We start from the raw sequence: 18068 nt of genomic DNA on the forward strand, positions 1-18068 counted from the left end.
CTTTTGGCTTAGTTATGGATTTAGTAATGGAAAACACCTTTTTAAAATAATTATGTTTATACTATAGACGTTGATCTTTCTGGAAGTTTAGTTGAAAATGATCCGCTTCATTGTATACCCCGAATTCATATCCTTTTTCCTTATAAAATTTAATAATTTCCGGAAGCGCTTGTAATGTCTGTGGTTTTTCATGCATTAGAACTACTTCCACATCTTCTGTTGTTGTACGCTTTACATTTTCTATAATTTGCTGTGGGTTACCTTTTAATTTCCAATCATTTGAATCTATCGTCCAATCCCAAACTTTTATTCCTGCTTCTACAATTTTGTTACGAATGTCCTGCCCCTTTAATCCTGGTGCAGATCCGTATGGGGGACGAACTAGTTTAGGAGTTGTACCTGTAATATTATGAATAAGAGCTAACGTTTCTTTCATCTCCGTTACAAATTGTCCTTTTTTGTATAGCTTATCACTATTATGTGTCATACTATGTGCACCAATATAATGTCCTTCTTTTACTGCTCGTTTTACATTTTCCTGAAAACCAGTATTCTGTAAATTGCTACCTTGCATAAAAAATGTCGAAGCAACATGTTGCTCTTTTAGTACATCTAAAAATTTGCCAGTTAATTCGCTAGGACCGTCATCAAATGTTAAATAAACAACCTTTCCTACTGGTTTTCCATCAGCTCTTTTCTGTTTTGCCAGCGATGTGTCCTCTTTCTTTCCTTGTTGTTGCGTATTAGCTAGCCTAATATTTTCATTAGCTACCCCTTTCGCTGGGATAGAGTTCCATTTCCCTATTAAAAAGAACGTGAAAAAGGTCGTTGCTAAAACAACTCCTAGATATAGTATTGCCTTAGTTACTACACTTGTTTTTTTCTTATTTTGTGATTCTTTCATTATGTTTCGATCCTTTCCCTACTCATTTTCATATTCATTATTTATGCAGCTAAACATTAACTTCAGCTGATATTTACAATAAATAGATTAATAGAGGAAGGTGAAGATAAAATGCAGATAATGTCGAAATTAGTTAAAGAATAGCCTATTACATCCACTCTTTAAAAAAATATTTGTTTCTCTACTACAGTTAAATTTGAAAACTGGATATACATCCAAAATAAAAAATACTACTCTTTCTAAATAACATTTTCACATCAAGATAATAGCATACCGGTATAAAGATAAAATACAGAGATGGCCGTACTATTGAAATTCTATTATAATTTTGTAATTGGAATTCATTTGAACCAAATGAAGAACTAGAAGAAATATTATTATGTGGAGGTACTCCGATGAACCTTGTAATTAGAGAGTTAGAAACAAATGATTTAGATAATCTCCCGGAGATTGATGACAGTTTTATAGTGAATGCTCGGTTAATTCTTTCTCTTTCCAAAGGAAATAGACGCATAGAATATACAGTAGAAGACGTTCCAAGTTATGAAAAAAGTTATTTACAAAATCAAGATGATAATGAAGAACTGGCTTACAATGAATATATAAATAAACCTAATCAAGTCATTTACATAGCTCTGTTACATAACCAAATCATTGGATTAATGGTATTGAAAAAGAATTGGAACCACTATGCTTACATAGAGGATATAACGGTAGATAAAAAATATCGTACAATCGGAGTTGGCAAAAAATTAGTTGATCAAGCAAAGCAGTGGGCAAAAAAAGGAAATATGCCAGGTATCATGCTTGAAACGCAAAATAATAATGTCGCAGCATGTAAATTTTATGAAAAATGTGGATTTGTAATTGGTGGGTTTGATTTTCTTGTTTATAAAGGTTTGGATAAGACAAGTGATGAAGTTGCAATTTATTGGTATATACATTTCAAATGATAATAGTTTATAACGTAAAAAACTCAAAATAAAACCCCAATTTCTCTATATTAAAATCAAGAAATTGGGGTTAAGTTATTTAAAACAAATAACTAATTAATAATCCTGCTGACAACAAGAAGCCGAAAATCGTATTTGTCATCGCTGTTGATTTCATTGCGATGCGCATATATCCAGGATCCTTTGCCCCTTTTTGGAAACTTTGAATCGCAGAAATTGGCTTTCTCAAACCTAAGAACATAACTAATGCCCAAGGGCTTATATAACCCATTAATACAATTACGGCAATCCATAAATACGCAATGAAAAAGGCTACCGCTAGTGTTACCACAGCTTTTTCTCTCCCAAGGAGGATTACTAATGTCTTTCTTCCACCTTTAATATCTTCTTCGATATCTCGGATGTTATTTGACATATTGATTGCACCTACTAAAATTCCAATTGGAATGGAAATCAATACACTTTCAATCGTTACAGTATTCGTTTGAATAAAGAAAGCAATGAGTACAAAACATGTCCCCATTAACAACCCAGAAACTAATTCTCCAAACGGGGTGTACGCAATTGGTAATGGACCGCCTGTATATAAATAGCCAACTGCCATCCCAATTAAACCAATAACCACTAACCACCAACTACTATTCATACAAATATAAATGCCAATAAAAGCTGCTACGACATATAATAAAAGCGCAACTGTTAACACATTTTTTGGCTTCAATCCATGACGGACAATTCCGCCACCGATGCCAACAGATTCAGCAGTGTCTAATCCACGTTTGAAATCATAGTACTCATTAAATAAGTTCGTTGCTATTTGCAGCGCTAAACATGCAAGCATCATCGCAATAAATAAAAGCCAATCAATTTTGGCAACATAAAGTGATGCCACTGTCCCTAAAATTACAGGAGAAAACGTCGCCGTTAATGTATGCGGGCGCGTCATCTTCCATATTAATTTAGCGGAACTAATTTCCTTTTCATTCCCCATAACTCTGTTCAATCTCCCTACATTTGAAGTATAAATTACTAGCAGTATCTTTCTATCTATTTCCTGCCACGCATCCATTCATTATAGCAATAAATGATTATCCTTTCTAACAAATCAACTTTTAATAAAGTAAAATTTATAAAATGAAACTTTACCATCTTCACATAATATTCTGTATTACTCCTAAGAGTGGTTTTAAAGCGATGCGATAAGTAAATGAAATACATAATAAAAAAGAGCCAATCTCCAACACAATAGAAGATTGGCTCTTACCTTTATTTATTCCCCTGTTTCAGAAAATCGCTTTATACGTTCACCGATTTCATCACGAACACGTTGAAATTCAGACCACTCTTTTCCTGCTGGATCATCAAATTCCCAGTGAACACGATTCACATGCGGCGGAGTAGATGGACAGACAGCATCTGCATGACTACAAAGTGTAACGACTAAATCAGCACTATTTAAAATGTTTGCATCAATTATATCTGATGTTTGATTTGTTATGTCGATATTTACTTCGTTCATTGCTTTAATAGCATTTGGATTTACTCCGTGTGCCTCGATTCCTGCAGAATATATATTCCACTTATCTCCTAAATATTGTTTACCCCACGCTTCTGCCATTTGGCTTCGGCATGAATTTCCTGTACATAAGAAATAGATTGTTTTTTTGTTTTCCATGTTGTTTTCCGCCTTTGTTTTTAAATTATATTAGTTGATCTTTAAAATATTTACGCTTAAACCAAAAAGCGACGTTTACAAGTGCAATCATTACAGGTACTTCAACTAAAGGACCGATAACAGCAGCGAATGCTGCGCCCGAATGAATACCAAACACACCAACTGCTACAGCAATTGCTAACTCAAAGTTATTACTACCTGCTGTAAATGCTAATGTTGTCGTCACCGGATAGTTTGCACCAATTTTTCTTCCCATAAAGAAAGAAACAAAAAACATTACAATAAAATAGATTAATAACGGAATCGCTATTCTTACCACATCTAGTGGCACGCTAACAATCATCTCTCCTTTTAAAGAGAACATAACGATGATCGTAAATAGCAATGCAAGTAATGTAAGTGGACTAATTTTAGGTATAAACACCTTTTCATACCACTGTCTTCCTTTTAACTTAACTAGTACAAAGCGTGTCAACATACCTGCTATAAAAGGAATTCCCAAATAGATAAATACTGATTTTGCTACTTCTATCATTGTAATATCGACAATAGCACCTTCAATCCCTAACCATTCTGGAATTATAGTTACAAATACGTATGCATAAACTGAGAAAAAGAGCATTTGGAATACCGAATTAAAAGCAACTAAACCTGCCGCATACTCTTTATCACCACCAGCAAGATCGTTCCAAACAATGACCATTGCAATACAACGTGCTAACCCAATCATAATGAGACCAACCATGTATTCTGGTTTATCAGGAAGAAAAATAATTGCTAACACAAACATAAGTACCGGACCAATAATCCAATTTTGTACTAAAGATAGCACTAACACTTTTACATCTTTAAATACTCGGCCCATTTCCTCATAGCGAACTTTCGCTAACGGTGGATACATCATTACAATTAAACCAACAGCAAGCGGAATAGACGTCGTTCCAACCTGTAATGTATTCAGTCCGTCTACTACACTAGGGAACACAAACCCTAAACCAATCCCAACAGCCATCGCTAGAAAAATCCATAGTGTTAAATATCGGTCTAGAAAAGATAAACGCTTCATTTTATTTTCCATCTCCTATTAACAACAAGAATTTTTAGCTATCTCATTAGAAGTCGTGCAACAAGATGACTCTTCTATTTTGTGAACATCACTATCTGCTTTCGTATAAAAGAACTCCCACTCGTTACCATCAGGATCTGTTATCCAAAACTTATCTTGCACCGCATAGCAACAAGTCGTATCCATCTCATCACGCGCGAAGAAACCTTCTTTTTCTAATCGTTCTTTATGTAATGTAATTTCTTCAGCTGTATCCACTTGGAAACCAAAATGATTTACCTGATTTCCATTCACTTCATCTCGCACGTTCAGCGTGAAATTAAGACCTGGGTTTTCTAATAAAAATTTTGCATAATCCGTTTTCACCTTAACTGGTGATACACCGAATACCTTTTCATAAAATTCAATAGACTTCTCTAAATTCGTAACGTTTATACCGACGTGAACATATCTCATACCTTATTCCTCCTCTTTATATATCATTAATCAATTTTTTTTGATTAATAACTCAAAATTTTAACAACAACTACCTTTTCCTGTTTTTCTAAAGATACAGCACAATTCTTCTGATAATAAATTATTCACTTCCGCATCATTTAAATCATAATAACTCCACGTACCTTTTGTTTCTTTTACAATTAAACCTGCCTCTAATAAAATCTTCAAATGATAGGACAACTTGGATTGCGTCATTTCAAAAATCTCTGTTAAATCACATACACACGTCTGGCCTCGCTGACAAAGTTCATACATAATCTCTAAACGCTTTTGATCAGCCAACGCTTTAAACTTTTTCTCATAGAGCTGAAAATCTTGTGCCATTGTAGTTCACTCTCCTTTCATCAACTTTTTTTGATATTTATAGTATATACGCTGTTTAGTTCTTTATGCAACTTATTAATCAATTTTTTTTGATTAACAAAAACTTCCTCACATCATATCTTTATTACAATTAAAAAAGACCATAGCCTTTTCAAAAATGAAAAACTATGGTTCTTTTTACAACTTAATAGTTACAATATTTCCGAGAAATGGAGTCTCTATAACTATTTTAAATTTTAACTTGATAATTATAGAGTAATGCCCCATCCACCCTCAATCTAAGAAAAACAACTACCCCAAAATGAGAAAAATCGATATAACTCTTGTTTTTGGTGCATATTCATAAAAAGCACGTCACCCTTTCTCATTAACATAAGAGAATGTAACGTGCTTTTAATTTCAAAAATAGTCTAAATCCTTAAGTTGATCGTTGTGGGGCGGGACCCCAATAAGAACGGTATCTAAGGTTGTATGAGCGGTGTTTGTTCCATTCCAAAGACCTCAGCCGACGATTAACTCAAGTACCGATTTCGGATGACCCCCATGTGATGAAGTTCGTGTCCTGCGATGCCGTACGCGAGGGCGCGCGCCGTAATGCTTAGGTTGTTGGCTGTGCCCTTGCGAGTCCACGCCTCCGCCGGTAGCCCGCGCAGCAATGTGATTGTTGATTGCCGTACGGCCCGGTAGTCTTCGGCCAATTGCGCAGTTGTCCAGCTTCCGAAAGGAGGCATGAACAATTCCTGATCGAAACCGGTCAGAGGCGTCTGGTCCCCTCTTGCGAACCGAAGCAGGCGGTAGGTCATGACGCGTTCCGCATCTGCGATGTGGCCCACGACTTCTTTCAGCGTCCATTTCCCTTCCGCATACCGATACGCGGCCTGGCTTTCGGTCAACGATGCCAGGAACTCGGTCATTTGCTTTTCCTGGGCGAGCAGAATGTCGATGATGTTACCGCCTAGCACCAAACGGATATATTCGCCGGAGCTCCCGGCGTATTCTTCTTCTGACGGTCTTTGATTCATGCGTAGTCACCTCTTTATGTAGATATAGAAAATTATAGCACTCGTCTATGTCTAATAAATTCGCGAAATGATAGAACGTTCCTTCTAATAATTGAGGATAAGCAACTATTTAGTTGGTCGGTCGCCACATTATCCTAATTCGTTAGCACAATAAGCAATGCTAATCAATAACGCATAAAAATTAGTTGTTATACAATGTTTCAAAGTTATTAATATATAAGATTATTCCGAAACATACATAAACACATTTTGTCGAAACTATTAAAAAGGGAGAATTTCTTTAGCTGGAGAATTAATAATTGTGTTACCAATATGTAAAAATCTCAATTTAAAACTAAAGGAGAACAAAATGGGAAAAATAATTGTATCGATGTACCTCTCACTAGATGGTGTCATGGAGGAACCAGCTTGGACTGCTCCATACTTCAATGAAGAAGTAGCAAAGTTTCAATCCGATTTACTGTTTGAAAGTGAAGCGCTTCTACTAGGGCGAGTAACCTATCAAGGTTTTGCAGCTGCCTGGCCTTCTATGACTGATGAAGAGGGTTTTGCTGATAAGATGAACAGCATACCTAAATTTGTTGCTTCAACAACTTTGGAAAAAACCGAATGGAATGCAAATCTTATCAAGGGTAATATTGTAGAAGAAATATCGAAACTGAAGGAACAGCCCGGTCAGAACCTTTTAATTTATGGTAGTGGTGAGCTTATACAGACATTGATGCAACACGACCTCATTGATGAATATCATTTTATGGTCAATCCTGTTATCGTGGGAAGCGGAAAGCATCTCTTTAAAACCGGAAACGATACAAAGGCTTTAAAACTGATCGAAACAAGAACGACTGGTTCAGGTGTCGTTATTCTTTCCTATCAACCGGAGAAAAAAGAATAATTATTGATAAATTATATAAAAAAAGATTGACTCTTTCAGATCAGGAAAAGTTAAAAATAACTTCCAATAACGAGAATAATGTAAATAAGCTGTCCATGTAGACAGCTTATTGTTTTTTTGCTTAGCGTGCAAAATTCGCGTCTTGTTGGCGGGACCCCATGCCCATCAAGCTAAGATTTTAAGACACCCCCATAACGAGAATTTTACTTTTTTACAATTATTTATGAAAATTCCGCTTGTTTTTTTCATTTTTGGGGTGCTAAACCTAAAACTTCAGCAATAAGCACAGACTAAAACATCTAGTTTTCACGATGTAATTCTCAGCTAAATTCGCAAAAAAGAGCTTGAATTCCCAAGCTCTTTTAAATATCACTTAATAACTTTATAACCACCATTTTTCCTGTGGAATTAAAACTGTTTCAATATCAAAGTTATTCTCAAACCATTCCTTCATCAATGTTTTATGGACCAGATATTCTGATGCTGAATGGGAAACGCCGATTAAAGACATCGAAGTATTAGAAACATAATCCATCATTTGTTTGTATCTTTGTTTACCATATTCGTTATCAATATGGCAATGGATTTCGCCAGTGATATAGGCTTGAACTCCTCTTTTTTCAGCTTCCTCCATCCAACTTACTTTGTCGCCACAACCTGCAACGATAGCTATTTTCTTTACGTTATTTATGTTCTTACCTTCAAAATCAACATATGGAATATCGAATATTTCTTTTAAGTGAGAAGTTAGTTCACTTGTACTCTTTTCTTCAATGTTACAAATTAGAACTAGGTCTTCATTATTTATAGAACTTGTTAAAAACCCATCAATAATTTCTGCATTTAATTGTTTAGCAATAGCTACACTTGTACCTAAATTGGCATGATAATCCATCGGTACATGGCATGTATAGAATGATAATTCCTTTTCTTTTATTTGTTTAATGTATTTTTCTTTTATAGGAACAAAACCTTTGCCCCATACTCCTTTTGGATCTCCACATTCCATCAATAAGGGATGGTGCATAAAAAGTAAGTCTCCGCTATTACTTTCTTCTATAAAACGTTCCAACACTTCATCTGTAGGGAAGACGGCAAGAAAAATTTTCTTTACATTTGCATCTCCTTTTAACATTAGACCATTAAATAATTCCACAAAGTCTTTTTCAAAAACTGATTTCCAGTCAAACTTTAAAGGTTCATAGACCATTGGTATGAATTGACTGAAAGCCGAATCCTTCCCAAATGATTTTATATCAAGTTCAATGTCCAGTTTAGACACTATTTCACTTAGTTTAACCATAAAATTATTCCCCCAAAAATTTTATAATTCAATACAAACGGTTAGAAAAATAAAAATTATTATATTCTTTTAAATATTTTAACATAAAAATCCATTTTTCTTCATGAAAAAATCACTCCTGTTGTTTAAAGTGGTCCCTCCACATTCCCTTCAAGCAAAGTTAAAATCATACCTTCAAAATGAAAAAACGCTATGCTTATTGTAAACAGTTTATAAGAAAGGATGGCGTTTTGATGAATCCTATCATTTTAAATAGATTGAATCTTTTCGCTCAAGAGCTACAATACTTTTTATCTCCAGTGGTCCTACAAGATATTGCCAAACAAGTTGGCTTTGTGCAGCGATCTAGTAAGTATCAAGCAAAAGAACTCATTGCCCTTTGCGTATGGCTTAGTCAAGAAATTGCTAGCACATCACTTACACAATTGTGTAGTCAGTTAGAAGTTTCCACTGGGGTACTTATGAGCTCAGAAGGACTGAATCAACGCTTTAATCCAGCAGCTGTCGCATTTCTTCGAGAAGTCTTTACTTCTCTTCTCAAACAAAAATTCTGTTCAAATCACTCACTTTCTGCACACATGATCTCTACTTTCAATCGTATCCGTATTTTAGATGCAACAGTGTTTCAACTGCCTGACCATTTCGCCACTGACTATCAAGGTTCAGGTGGAAGTAGTAATACGGCAGGCGTGAAAATCCAATTGGAATATGATTTACTTAGTGGTCAATTTCTTAACGTGCAGCTTGGTCCAGGAAAGAATAATGATAAAACATACGGTACCATCTGCCTTGAAACCGTCGAGGCGGGCGATTTGTGTTTACGTGATCTTGGTTACTTCGATTTAGGAGACTTACAAACTATTCATGATAAAGAGGCTTACTATATCTCGCGGTTGAAGCTGAATACACGCATTTATATCAAGAATCCTGAGCCAGAATACTTCAACAACGGCACGTTAAAAAAGCAAACAGAATACATACAGCTTGATATGACACAAATAATGTCGAGCCTAATCCCTGGTGAAACAATAGAAATTTCCGAGGCATACATTGGACAAAATCAGAAGCTTCCAGCACGTGTCATTATCCATCGTTTAACCGATGATCAAACGCAAACACGCCTGAAAAACCAAGCGATACGTGAAAAGAAAAAAGGCATTGTCATGAAGGATAAAAGTAAACGTTTAATGGGTATGAATGTATATATCACGAACACGTCTCTAGAAGGAGTACCAATGAACTACGTGCACTCACTGTATTCACTTCGTTGGCAGATTGAAATTTTGTTTAAAACGTGGAAGTCATTTTTTGAAATTGATGAATGTAAAAATATTAAAAGAGAACGCCTAGAGTGCCATTTATATGGACAACTCATCGGCATTCTCCTCTGTTCTTCTACGATGTTTCAAATGCGACAGTTTCTGCTTGAAAAAACAAAGCAGGAGCTGAGTGAATACAAAGCGATTTATATGATTAAAGATTACTTTCCGTTACTGTTTCAAGCGATAGCCGGTGGCACAGAAGAACTTTTGAAAATTTTGCATCGTCTTTATCTACTGCTCAAAAAGAACGGTCGTAAATGTCATCGGTATAAGAAAATGACCGTCTTTGATATTCTAGGGATTGTGTATAAAACAACGGTGAAGCATAGACAAGCTGCCTAGCGAAAAAATCAGATTTTAATAGGCTTCTTTAGTATGCCTACTTTTCTATCAATTATTAGTTTTGAACCAAGGATCGTTCCATATCTAGTAAGTTACTTGGTTAGCTTGATGGGCATGTGGCGGGACCCCATGCCCATCAACTTAAGAATTTTATAACAACCCAAAACAAAAAGTCATGAGCTAACTTTCAGGGGGCACCTCAAACGAGCCCATGACTTTTTATATGCTATATCACAAATAATCTAGGAATACTTTACAGCCCTTTTCTTGCTCCATATCATGTCCAAAGAAAATAATCGGATTTTCTTTCTTAACAACATCTTTTAAACGTTTTATTGAAGATAAAGCTAAATCCGAATCAAATCCAGCAAACGGTACTTCATTTTCAAAGTTTTCTTTCGTATATGATGCATCAATAGTTAGCAACACTGGACCTGATTTTTCCGTCTCAATTAATAATGACTGATGCCCTGGCGTATGTCCCGGTGTATATATTAATTGCACACCTGGCACTACTTCATAATCCCCTTCAATGATTTTATAGTTTAAATTCGGCAATATACATTCTTTCAAATATTCCTCTCTGTGGAGTGCTACCTCATATTCAGCACGCTGTACAATAATTGGTGTATTTGTAAAAACGCCATTTCCTCCTGCATGATCAAAATGCAAGTGAGAACTAATGATATAAAGAAGATCATCTGGCTCATATCCGGCACGCTTTAAAATATTTATGATCCTATCGTTCTCATTCATTTTAGGTAAAACTTGTCCTTCAACAAATGTACCTTTAAAAAGATTCTCATTATTAAGAGCACTTTCTGGCATACCTGTATCTACTAAAATAAGTCCCTCTTCTGTGTCCAAAAGATAGCACCAAACAGGTAAGTTTAGTAGTTTACCCGGTGTAAGTGTACTATTAACTGAAGAATGATCCAACATACAACGACCTGCTGGGAGGAAATAAAGCTTCTTTACTGTCATTATGTATCCACCTTTACAAATAATTTAGGATAAAACATTACAATATAATATTTCGCTTATTAGAAATAAACTCCTTCTCACCTTTCATTATTCCAACCATTATTTTTTCAAATGTTCACAACTTTTCTTTACAAATTCAGTGATACTGGAAAGCCTATGCAGGAATTCAATCCGCCTTTAGGCATAGGATAAAAGTGTCAACTTTCCGTAGAAAAGTAAACGTCAAGTAACTCCAAAATATACAATAAAGGTTGATTTTAGAGTTACTTTTCCACATTTGAATATCTTGTCTTATTCCCCTTTTTCGGTGGATGGGCACAAACACCCTAATTCTAGAAATTCATCAGTTTCCATAAAACCAAACTTTTTATACACTGGTCTACCCATTTTTGAAGCCCCAAGCCATATTTGTGAGATACCTGAAATCTTAACTTCATCAACTAATCAACTAATTGCTTTTTTCTTAACTCGACCAATTTATCAATATCATCGATATTTGCTTTGCGATATTTCAACTTTTCACAACCCCTTTATAAAATTACAACTGACCAGCCCCATAGCATAATTAATTCTCATCATTTTACCATTGGTTCTTATTAAACTAAACTGCCATTAAGTTATTCGGGGTATTTGCTCTTCTTTGCTTGATAGCCATATGTGTACTACCACGAATAGAACGATACCTTTTATATATTTTCTTTCGTAATATTAACCCCATATTCCCTATAAAAATCTAAAATTACAGATGCATTCATACCCAAATCTAATAAATTTTCCGGAAAGTAAATTTTAGCATCCGGAACCACAATATCAGATGTTTGTAAAATATTCTCTGCTTGGACAGCTGCTCCTAAAGCAGTAAGATGTGTCTGTCCTAACGGATCTGATATGTTCACACATCGTCTATGCAATACACCATTAGCATCATAACCTTTAAGGTGAATAACTATGTTATGTGCACTTCCACTTCCGGGTTTATAAAGAATATTTTTTCGTAAGTCATTAAATTTTTCTCCACTGATCAGTTTCCAAATTCCTGTATTCACCAGAGAAACCAGTCCATATGTAGATATTTTACTATCAAAAGCAATCCGGAAGTTAGCCGAAACAGCATGAATTGATTCTGGCAGGGTTACGTGATCAGGAGTATCCAAACGATAACATTTGGTTATATAACCGTTGGGAAAGCTGACTTTGATTGGATCAGTCATTGGATAAGCCTGTCGCATTCCCTCTCGAGCTTTGACTTCAAATGGAATCGTTAACCGGTCCATATATGCTGTTGAATTTGGTCCCGCTTTGTCTTGAAGAGAATATAGTGCGTTGATATCAACCGTAACCTCTTGAAGTTCTTTTGAATACATTTTAGCAAAAAGAGCTGCTGTCCCTCCCATCCACCCTGAAGCTAATACAACAGGGGATTGGACCTCAACATTTTTTAATCGATCAATAGAACTCTTAAAACGTTCAGTCCAACGAGTAATGTCAACCAATGGAATTTTTTTTTGAACTGCAGATAGAAGTAGTCTATCTTGCGGGTCATTAACCGCATTAACAACTAATGTGAAATTATCATCCAAATTTCTTAACGGATCATCTAATGTGTTGTCTACAGTGACTATTTTTACTCTATCTGATTCAAAAGGTAACGCTTTCCCTAAAGTTCTTCCTCCTAATCTAATTTCCAAATCAGGATGTCGATCATGTAAAATTTGAGCAATTTGACTACCAACAACACCATACCCACCAACAATTAATACTGTTTTCTTATTCATCTGAAACCTCCATTTTAATTAGTTTGAGATCATATGTTTAAATGATTAAAAACTTAAACCTTTTAACATAATTTCGCTAAAAAAAGGGACAAAAGCTGTCCCTAAACTATAAATGAGTACCTAATTCTTACATTCATCTTCAACTAAAGAAACAAGTTCTTTTAAAAGATTTATTGTTTCATAAAATTCAAGACAATAATACATTTCAGTGCCTTTTTTCTGAACTCGAAGTAACCCTGATTGTTTCAATATTTTCAAATGATGAGATACAGTAGGTCTTGACATGGGAATATGCTCCGCAATTTGTGTCACATTCAAGCTATCTTTATCAATTAAAAGCGATACAATTTGCTGACGAGTTGGATCTCCCAACCCTTGGAAACATGGTCTTAAATTTTCTAAAATATGCATTACTTTATCATTACAGTTCATTTCGCTAACATTACCTTCCGTTTAATAATTTAATCATTTAAACGTATTATAAATTACATTGCTATCTAATGCAATAAAGAAGTAGCACCAACTTTAATTATAAATATTGAAAGTTTCATAAACAGCCATTATCAATTTTCCAGATTTGTAAGAATGTCAGTTCTTTTTTCTGTAACAATTGTCAAATTCATTCCAGCTATAACCAGGACAAACCCACGAAATTTACGAAGCTTATATCGGATTGTATCAAGAGCTTTCAACTCAAGTAATCCTGCTTCGCCTGTTTATCCTCCTACAGAAAAACGGCGAAAGTTCCACTGTTATGAAAAAAAGAAAGTCTTTAATATTTTAGATGTTGCCTATAATTGTACTCTGTGTCACAAGAAAACAGCATAACAATAAATAAAATGGCCTAACTTCTCATAAATGACTGTTGTAGTGATATAAAATTTTCGTTATGGGGGTAATTTAAAATATTAACTTGATAGCTATGTGGCGGGACCCCAAACAGTAAGATTTTATTTCAAAGACACAACGATCTTACTACACACTTTTTATTTATCCCACACTCTCATCTGCTAATATTACTATTTTTTATTACTAATGTTGCCGTTTCACTCGGATGGCTAAGAGGAAAATGATGGCCATATGGAACAAAATCAACCTTACCAAGATGCGATGGAGCAGAATAGCCTCTGTCATAATCCCCCCAAATAATGTGAAGGTTATACTTTGTTACTTCATTGAAATCACCTTGATTGTTTTTCAGTAGTAAACTGTTAAGCTGAACCGTAGTATTTAAAATTCTAGGAGAAGTAAAACTGTTTCTTATTTTTTCAATATAATGTTCAGGGATACTCTCGATACTTTCAAACAAACCATTACTTAATAAATAACGCCCTATCAAATTAGTAGTTGCCAGTTTTAATGTCCATTTGTTCATAAATTGAGGAACATTTAACAATTTAGCATTTTTTTTAACAACAGGTGGCTGAAGTAAAGTGATTGAATACTTCTTATCTATGTACTCTTGTACCAATGCTTCCAGAAGAATAAACGCACCGAATGAATGGCCAATTAGATGTGCACCATTCGTAGCTTTCTCCAATAATTTTTTCACTACATTCAAATAGATATCTAGAAGATTTTTCTCTAGTTTAAAAGGAGAACGTCCCAAACCTGGAAGATCCAAGATCCATACAGGTTGACCAGTTTTTTCATGAAGCTCTTGTGCTAAAGGAAATAAATCCTCTCCATCACTCAATAAACCATGTAATAATATAAACGGTTTACCCTCTCCTTGTAATTGGTAAAGGGTAGTGTTATCGCATAATGTTCGTTTAAATAATTGATTATGTTGGCCATTTTGATACATCATTCGATAATCCAGATCAGCTACTACGGCAGGGAAAAATTTCATTACATTCGTCTCCTTAAACCAATCTCCTCCCATAATTTTTTTCGCTGAAACATTTGAAAATTTTCGTTTTGTAATAAAATTCAGTCCATCAGAAGGAATTTTTGTTATTTTACTTACTCCACTATTCATAATTGCTTTCATAAGTGGCATTGGGACAAAGATTTTTGGTGCCCCCATATTCATACTTTCCGACATAATACTTAATAATTCAGCGATGTTCTGATCGTACTGTTTGTCTTCAACAAGTGTATATGTTTGAATAGTCGGTTGCTCCAATCTGAAAACCTGCACAATAAACTTCGCAAGCTCATCGTTTGAAATAAGTGGTAACCTATATCCCTTACCTCCAGGAATCACTGGCATGAGCCCTCTTCGCATACTCATCACAAGCAAACCTAATCCTGCTATCTGCTCTGTACTCCCTGTTTTACTACTACCGACTACAGTTGGCGGATTAATTACAGAAAGCGGATAACCTACTGCCGCTGCCTGGTGACGGATATAAAGATCTGCTAAAAATTTTGTTCTCTCATATGGATTTTTTATTTTCAAATAATTGTTTCCTTCTTTAAACACATCAATTGCAATCTTGCTATTTTTATCATCAAAGGGACTCATATAACCTACAACATGAATAAATTGTTGCAAGCCCTTCAATTGATGAATACTTTTAGCTAATTCACTAATATGTTTGGCACCATTTAAAAATACGGAAGCTGCCTCTTTACTTGTCGCTTGAATATCCATGGGGCCTCCTGCGTGAATAATCACATCCGTTTTCAATACCCTCTCCTTATCTTCAGCACTTAGACCTAAATCTATTTTCGTCAAATCACCTTCAATAAAGTGCATAACTTCCTTTTTTAAGATGCCTCTTTCTTGAAAAAGGCGTATTGCTTTACTTTTTGACCTCACTAAAAGAAGAATTTTAACATCCTCTTTGGCTAATTCTGTCACTAATTGCTTTCCAATAAAGCCTGTTCCACCAATTAAAAATAGTGTTCTCATATAAGATCTCCTTTTTAGTACTAATCAGTACTAATTTGATGTAAAAAAAATGCTTCTTTTATCGAAGCAATTTTAAAAAATGATCTGCTGTTTTCGTGATTACAGTTGCATCCTTCAATGTTTCTGAAATAAATAACGCTCCTTCAAGATTTGTAATAAAAAGTGATGCAACCTCATCAATATTAATCGTATTTCTAAATTCTCCATTCTCTACCCCTTGTTTAAGTAATAGAGAAACTTTCTTTTGTAATCCTGTAAAAAAAAGACCTATTTTTTCTTTTATTTGCGTGGCCTGTTTAGGACTTTGAATATAAAGAGTAATAAATGGACAGCTCCCCTTATACTCTCTCGACTGAACTCCTTGTGATAATTGCTTTAAAAACAGTTGGATACGATCTTCAACTAAAAATTGGTTCTGAGAAAGTATGTCATCAATTGCAGATTGATACATTTCAATCCAATAATCAACGACCCCTTCTAATAATACTTCCTTATTAGAAAAGTGATAATACACATTAGACTTTGAAACTTTGCTTACACGTACTAATTCATCCATACTTGTATAAGCAAACCCTTTTTCTAAAAATAATGTTGCAGCTACTTCAATCACACGTTTTTGATTCATTAATTTTATCTTTGTCATAACTAGAACTATATAGTACTAATTTAAATATTGCAAGTATTTATGTTAATTTTTAAAAAAGTTTGATTAAAAAAGTTCCACTAACATTAATTTTACTGCAAAAAAATCTTATTTTGAATAAAGTTGAACTGAACCCCGAAATTGTTCATTCACTATCGTCTAATAGAGGTCACCATACCTGCCCATCAACTTAAGAAAAAGAAATGCCTCAAAAACGAAAAAATGAGCGGCTTCTCAGAATAGCTATCTGTAGAGAAAGAAAATTTTAATTTAGGGGAATATGGAAGTATTAGCTTGATGGTGATGCGGCGGTACCCCATATAAAGAAATTTTAAACATCTTAATCTGCCTTGCTTTTATGTAAATATGGGAATAATGAAATTACCCCAAGGATAGCTAAACAAGCTCCAATCCATAGCGGAGATACAAAACCATATCCTTTACTGATCCCAATACCACCTAGTGACGAACCAATAACAATACCTAGCGTAATAAAAGAACTATGAACGGTATTTATCATTATTCCATTACTAGCTGTTTTCATCACCCTCGCAACCATAGCTGGATTCAATGCTACACCAGTTAAACCAATAAAAATCGTAGAAATCACTGCAATGTATTTATTCTCTGCACTTAAAGCAAATAAAGACAACGCTATGATTAATATAATTAATCCACCCGTAAGTATTTTCATTGTAAATTTATCAGCAAACTTGCCAATTATTATATTCCCAATTACCGTCGCACTACCATAGAGAGCAAGTAAATATGGAATACTTGCACTTGAAAACCCTGTAACATTTGTAAAGATAGGAGTGAAATAACTAAATGCTGCAAACGTACCACCAATAATGAACATACTTGTTATATACGCTGCCCAAAGATGAATATTCTTAAATCGCAGAAGTTCGTCTTTCCAATTTAATTGCTCTTTATTTGAAGAGGATGGTAACAACCGTTGAATCATAATCCCTGATACTAGCACAAGAACAGAAACAGCCCCAAAACTAATACGCCAGCCAAAATATTGCGAAATAACGGTCGTTATAGGTAAACCTAATACAGTTGCGAACATTAAACCTGCAAGTACAATTGATGCAGCTTTTCCCCTTGAATCAGAGTGAACCAATGTCGCAGAAAAGGAAATCGCAACTCCAAAAGCTGAAGCTGAAGCTGAAGCAATACCAGTTATAATACGTGAAATCATCATAATATCATAGTTCCAAGCGATAGCTCCGAGCGATTGACCAATTAAAAATATGAACATTAAAAACAATAATGCTTGTTTGCTGCGCATTCGTAAGAGGATTGCAGTTAAAATGGGGCCTCCTATTACCATTGCTCCTGCATAAGCTGAAATTAAATACCCAATAGATGATACAGGAACCTGGAATGCAAGAGCAAGTTCATTCATCATACCTGCAACCATAAATTCTGATGTAGTCATACAAAAGATTGCTAAAGCTAATAAATAAATAATCGATGGCATAAAAACACTCCTT

Annotated in this window: 17 protein-coding genes and 2 pseudogenes; 4 read left to right on the plus strand and 15 right to left on the minus strand. The window is 34.8% G+C overall.

Going from position 1 to position 18068, the window contains the following annotated elements; all coding sequences use genetic code 11:
- Positions 1 to 61 precede the first annotated feature (61 nt).
- Positions 62 to 904, minus strand: a complete 843-nt coding sequence (locus tag AC3EMB_RS15410; RefSeq protein WP_029442723.1) for a polysaccharide deacetylase family protein — start codon at positions 902 to 904, stop codon at positions 62 to 64.
- Positions 905 to 1299: 395 nt separating this feature from the next.
- Between AC3EMB_RS15410 and satA the strand changes: the two genes are divergently transcribed.
- Positions 1300 to 1857, plus strand: coding sequence for a streptothricin N-acetyltransferase SatA (gene satA / locus AC3EMB_RS15415; protein WP_001054996.1), 558 nt, complete (start codon positions 1300 to 1302; stop codon positions 1855 to 1857).
- A 79-nt stretch (positions 1858 to 1936) separates the two neighbouring features.
- Here the strand turns inward: satA and menA are convergent, their stop codons facing one another.
- From menA to AC3EMB_RS15445, 6 genes are all read right to left on the minus strand, one after another.
- Positions 1937 to 2848, minus strand: a complete 912-nt coding sequence (gene menA / locus AC3EMB_RS15420; RefSeq protein ID WP_000526090.1) for a 1,4-dihydroxy-2-naphthoate polyprenyltransferase — start codon at positions 2846 to 2848, stop codon at positions 1937 to 1939.
- Positions 2849 to 3127: 279 nt separating this feature from the next.
- Positions 3128 to 3532 carry an arsenate reductase (thioredoxin) gene (gene arsC, locus AC3EMB_RS15425; protein WP_089171389.1) on the minus strand — a complete coding sequence of 135 codons (405 nt, stop codon included), beginning with the start codon at positions 3530 to 3532 and terminating at the stop codon, positions 3128 to 3130.
- A gap of 25 nt (positions 3533 to 3557) precedes the next feature.
- A complete protein-coding gene (arsB, locus tag AC3EMB_RS15430) occupies positions 3558 to 4598 on the minus strand; it encodes an ACR3 family arsenite efflux transporter (RefSeq protein ID WP_089171390.1) in 1041 nt (346 codons plus the stop codon).
- An 18-nt stretch (positions 4599 to 4616) separates the two neighbouring features.
- Positions 4617 to 5054, minus strand: coding sequence for an ArsI/CadI family heavy metal resistance metalloenzyme (locus AC3EMB_RS15435; RefSeq protein ID WP_089171391.1), 438 nt, complete (start codon positions 5052 to 5054; stop codon positions 4617 to 4619).
- Positions 5055 to 5114: 60 nt separating this feature from the next.
- Positions 5115 to 5420 carry an arsenical resistance operon transcriptional regulator ArsR gene (gene arsR / locus AC3EMB_RS15440; protein WP_000046016.1) on the minus strand — a complete coding sequence of 102 codons (306 nt, stop codon included), beginning with the start codon at positions 5418 to 5420 and terminating at the stop codon, positions 5115 to 5117.
- Positions 5421 to 5932: 512 nt separating this feature from the next.
- Positions 5933 to 6442, minus strand: a complete 510-nt coding sequence (locus tag AC3EMB_RS15445) for a DinB family protein (RefSeq protein WP_053564035.1) — start codon at positions 6440 to 6442, stop codon at positions 5933 to 5935.
- Between the two features lie 349 nt (positions 6443 to 6791).
- On the opposite strand from AC3EMB_RS15445, the gene AC3EMB_RS15450 reads away from it, so the two are divergent.
- Positions 6792 to 7337: a dihydrofolate reductase family protein gene (locus AC3EMB_RS15450; protein WP_488517113.1), complete on the plus strand. Its 546-nt coding sequence runs from the start codon at positions 6792 to 6794 to the stop codon at positions 7335 to 7337.
- A gap of 382 nt (positions 7338 to 7719) precedes the next feature.
- On the opposite strand, the gene AC3EMB_RS15455 is transcribed toward AC3EMB_RS15450, so the two are convergent.
- Positions 7720 to 8640, minus strand: coding sequence for a Nif3-like dinuclear metal center hexameric protein (locus AC3EMB_RS15455; RefSeq protein ID WP_088119836.1), 921 nt, complete (start codon positions 8638 to 8640; stop codon positions 7720 to 7722).
- Positions 8641 to 8873: 233 nt separating this feature from the next.
- Between AC3EMB_RS15455 and AC3EMB_RS15460 the strand changes: the two genes are divergently transcribed.
- Complete coding sequence (locus AC3EMB_RS15460) at positions 8874 to 10304, plus strand: IS4 family transposase (protein WP_488517114.1); 1431 nt, start codon at positions 8874 to 8876, stop codon at positions 10302 to 10304.
- Between the two features lie 231 nt (positions 10305 to 10535).
- Here AC3EMB_RS15460 and aiiA read toward each other — a convergent pair whose 3' ends face one another.
- The 4 genes and pseudogenes from aiiA to AC3EMB_RS15480 form a co-directional block, all read right to left on the minus strand.
- Positions 10536 to 11288: a quorum-quenching N-acyl homoserine lactonase AiiA gene (aiiA, locus tag AC3EMB_RS15465; protein ID WP_440607091.1), complete on the minus strand. Its 753-nt coding sequence runs from the start codon at positions 11286 to 11288 to the stop codon at positions 10536 to 10538.
- 291 nt (positions 11289 to 11579) lie between these two features.
- A pseudogene (locus AC3EMB_RS15470) lies at positions 11580 to 11732 on the minus strand (GNAT family N-acetyltransferase); the annotation flags it as partial.
- A 242-nt stretch (positions 11733 to 11974) separates the two neighbouring features.
- Positions 11975 to 13063: a saccharopine dehydrogenase family protein gene (locus AC3EMB_RS15475; protein ID WP_095690587.1), complete on the minus strand. Its 1089-nt coding sequence runs from the start codon at positions 13061 to 13063 to the stop codon at positions 11975 to 11977.
- 120 nt (positions 13064 to 13183) lie between these two features.
- The gene (locus tag AC3EMB_RS15480; RefSeq protein ID WP_050845349.1) at positions 13184 to 13495 is read right to left on the minus strand and encodes an ArsR/SmtB family transcription factor; all 312 of its coding nucleotides are present in this window, start codon (positions 13493 to 13495) and stop codon (positions 13184 to 13186) included.
- Positions 13496 to 13742: 247 nt separating this feature from the next.
- Here AC3EMB_RS15480 and AC3EMB_RS15485 point away from each other — a divergent pair.
- Positions 13743 to 13891 (plus strand): annotated as a pseudogene (locus tag AC3EMB_RS15485) (IS4 family transposase); the annotation flags it as partial.
- A 175-nt stretch (positions 13892 to 14066) separates the two neighbouring features.
- Here AC3EMB_RS15485 and AC3EMB_RS15490 read toward each other — a convergent pair.
- The 3 genes from AC3EMB_RS15490 to AC3EMB_RS15500 form a co-directional block, all read right to left on the minus strand.
- Positions 14067 to 15923: an alpha/beta fold hydrolase gene (locus AC3EMB_RS15490; RefSeq protein WP_488517115.1), complete on the minus strand. Its 1857-nt coding sequence runs from the start codon at positions 15921 to 15923 to the stop codon at positions 14067 to 14069.
- Positions 15924 to 15981: 58 nt separating this feature from the next.
- Complete coding sequence (locus AC3EMB_RS15495; protein ID WP_001072312.1) at positions 15982 to 16548, minus strand: TetR/AcrR family transcriptional regulator; 567 nt, start codon at positions 16546 to 16548, stop codon at positions 15982 to 15984.
- A 358-nt stretch (positions 16549 to 16906) separates the two neighbouring features.
- On the minus strand, positions 16907 to 18055 hold the full coding sequence (locus AC3EMB_RS15500; protein WP_488517116.1) for an MFS transporter: 1149 nt from the start codon (positions 18053 to 18055) through the stop codon (positions 16907 to 16909).
- Between the last annotated feature and the right edge of the window lie 13 nt (positions 18056 to 18068).

It is taken from the genome of Bacillus sp. LQ16 (assembly GCF_057784645.1).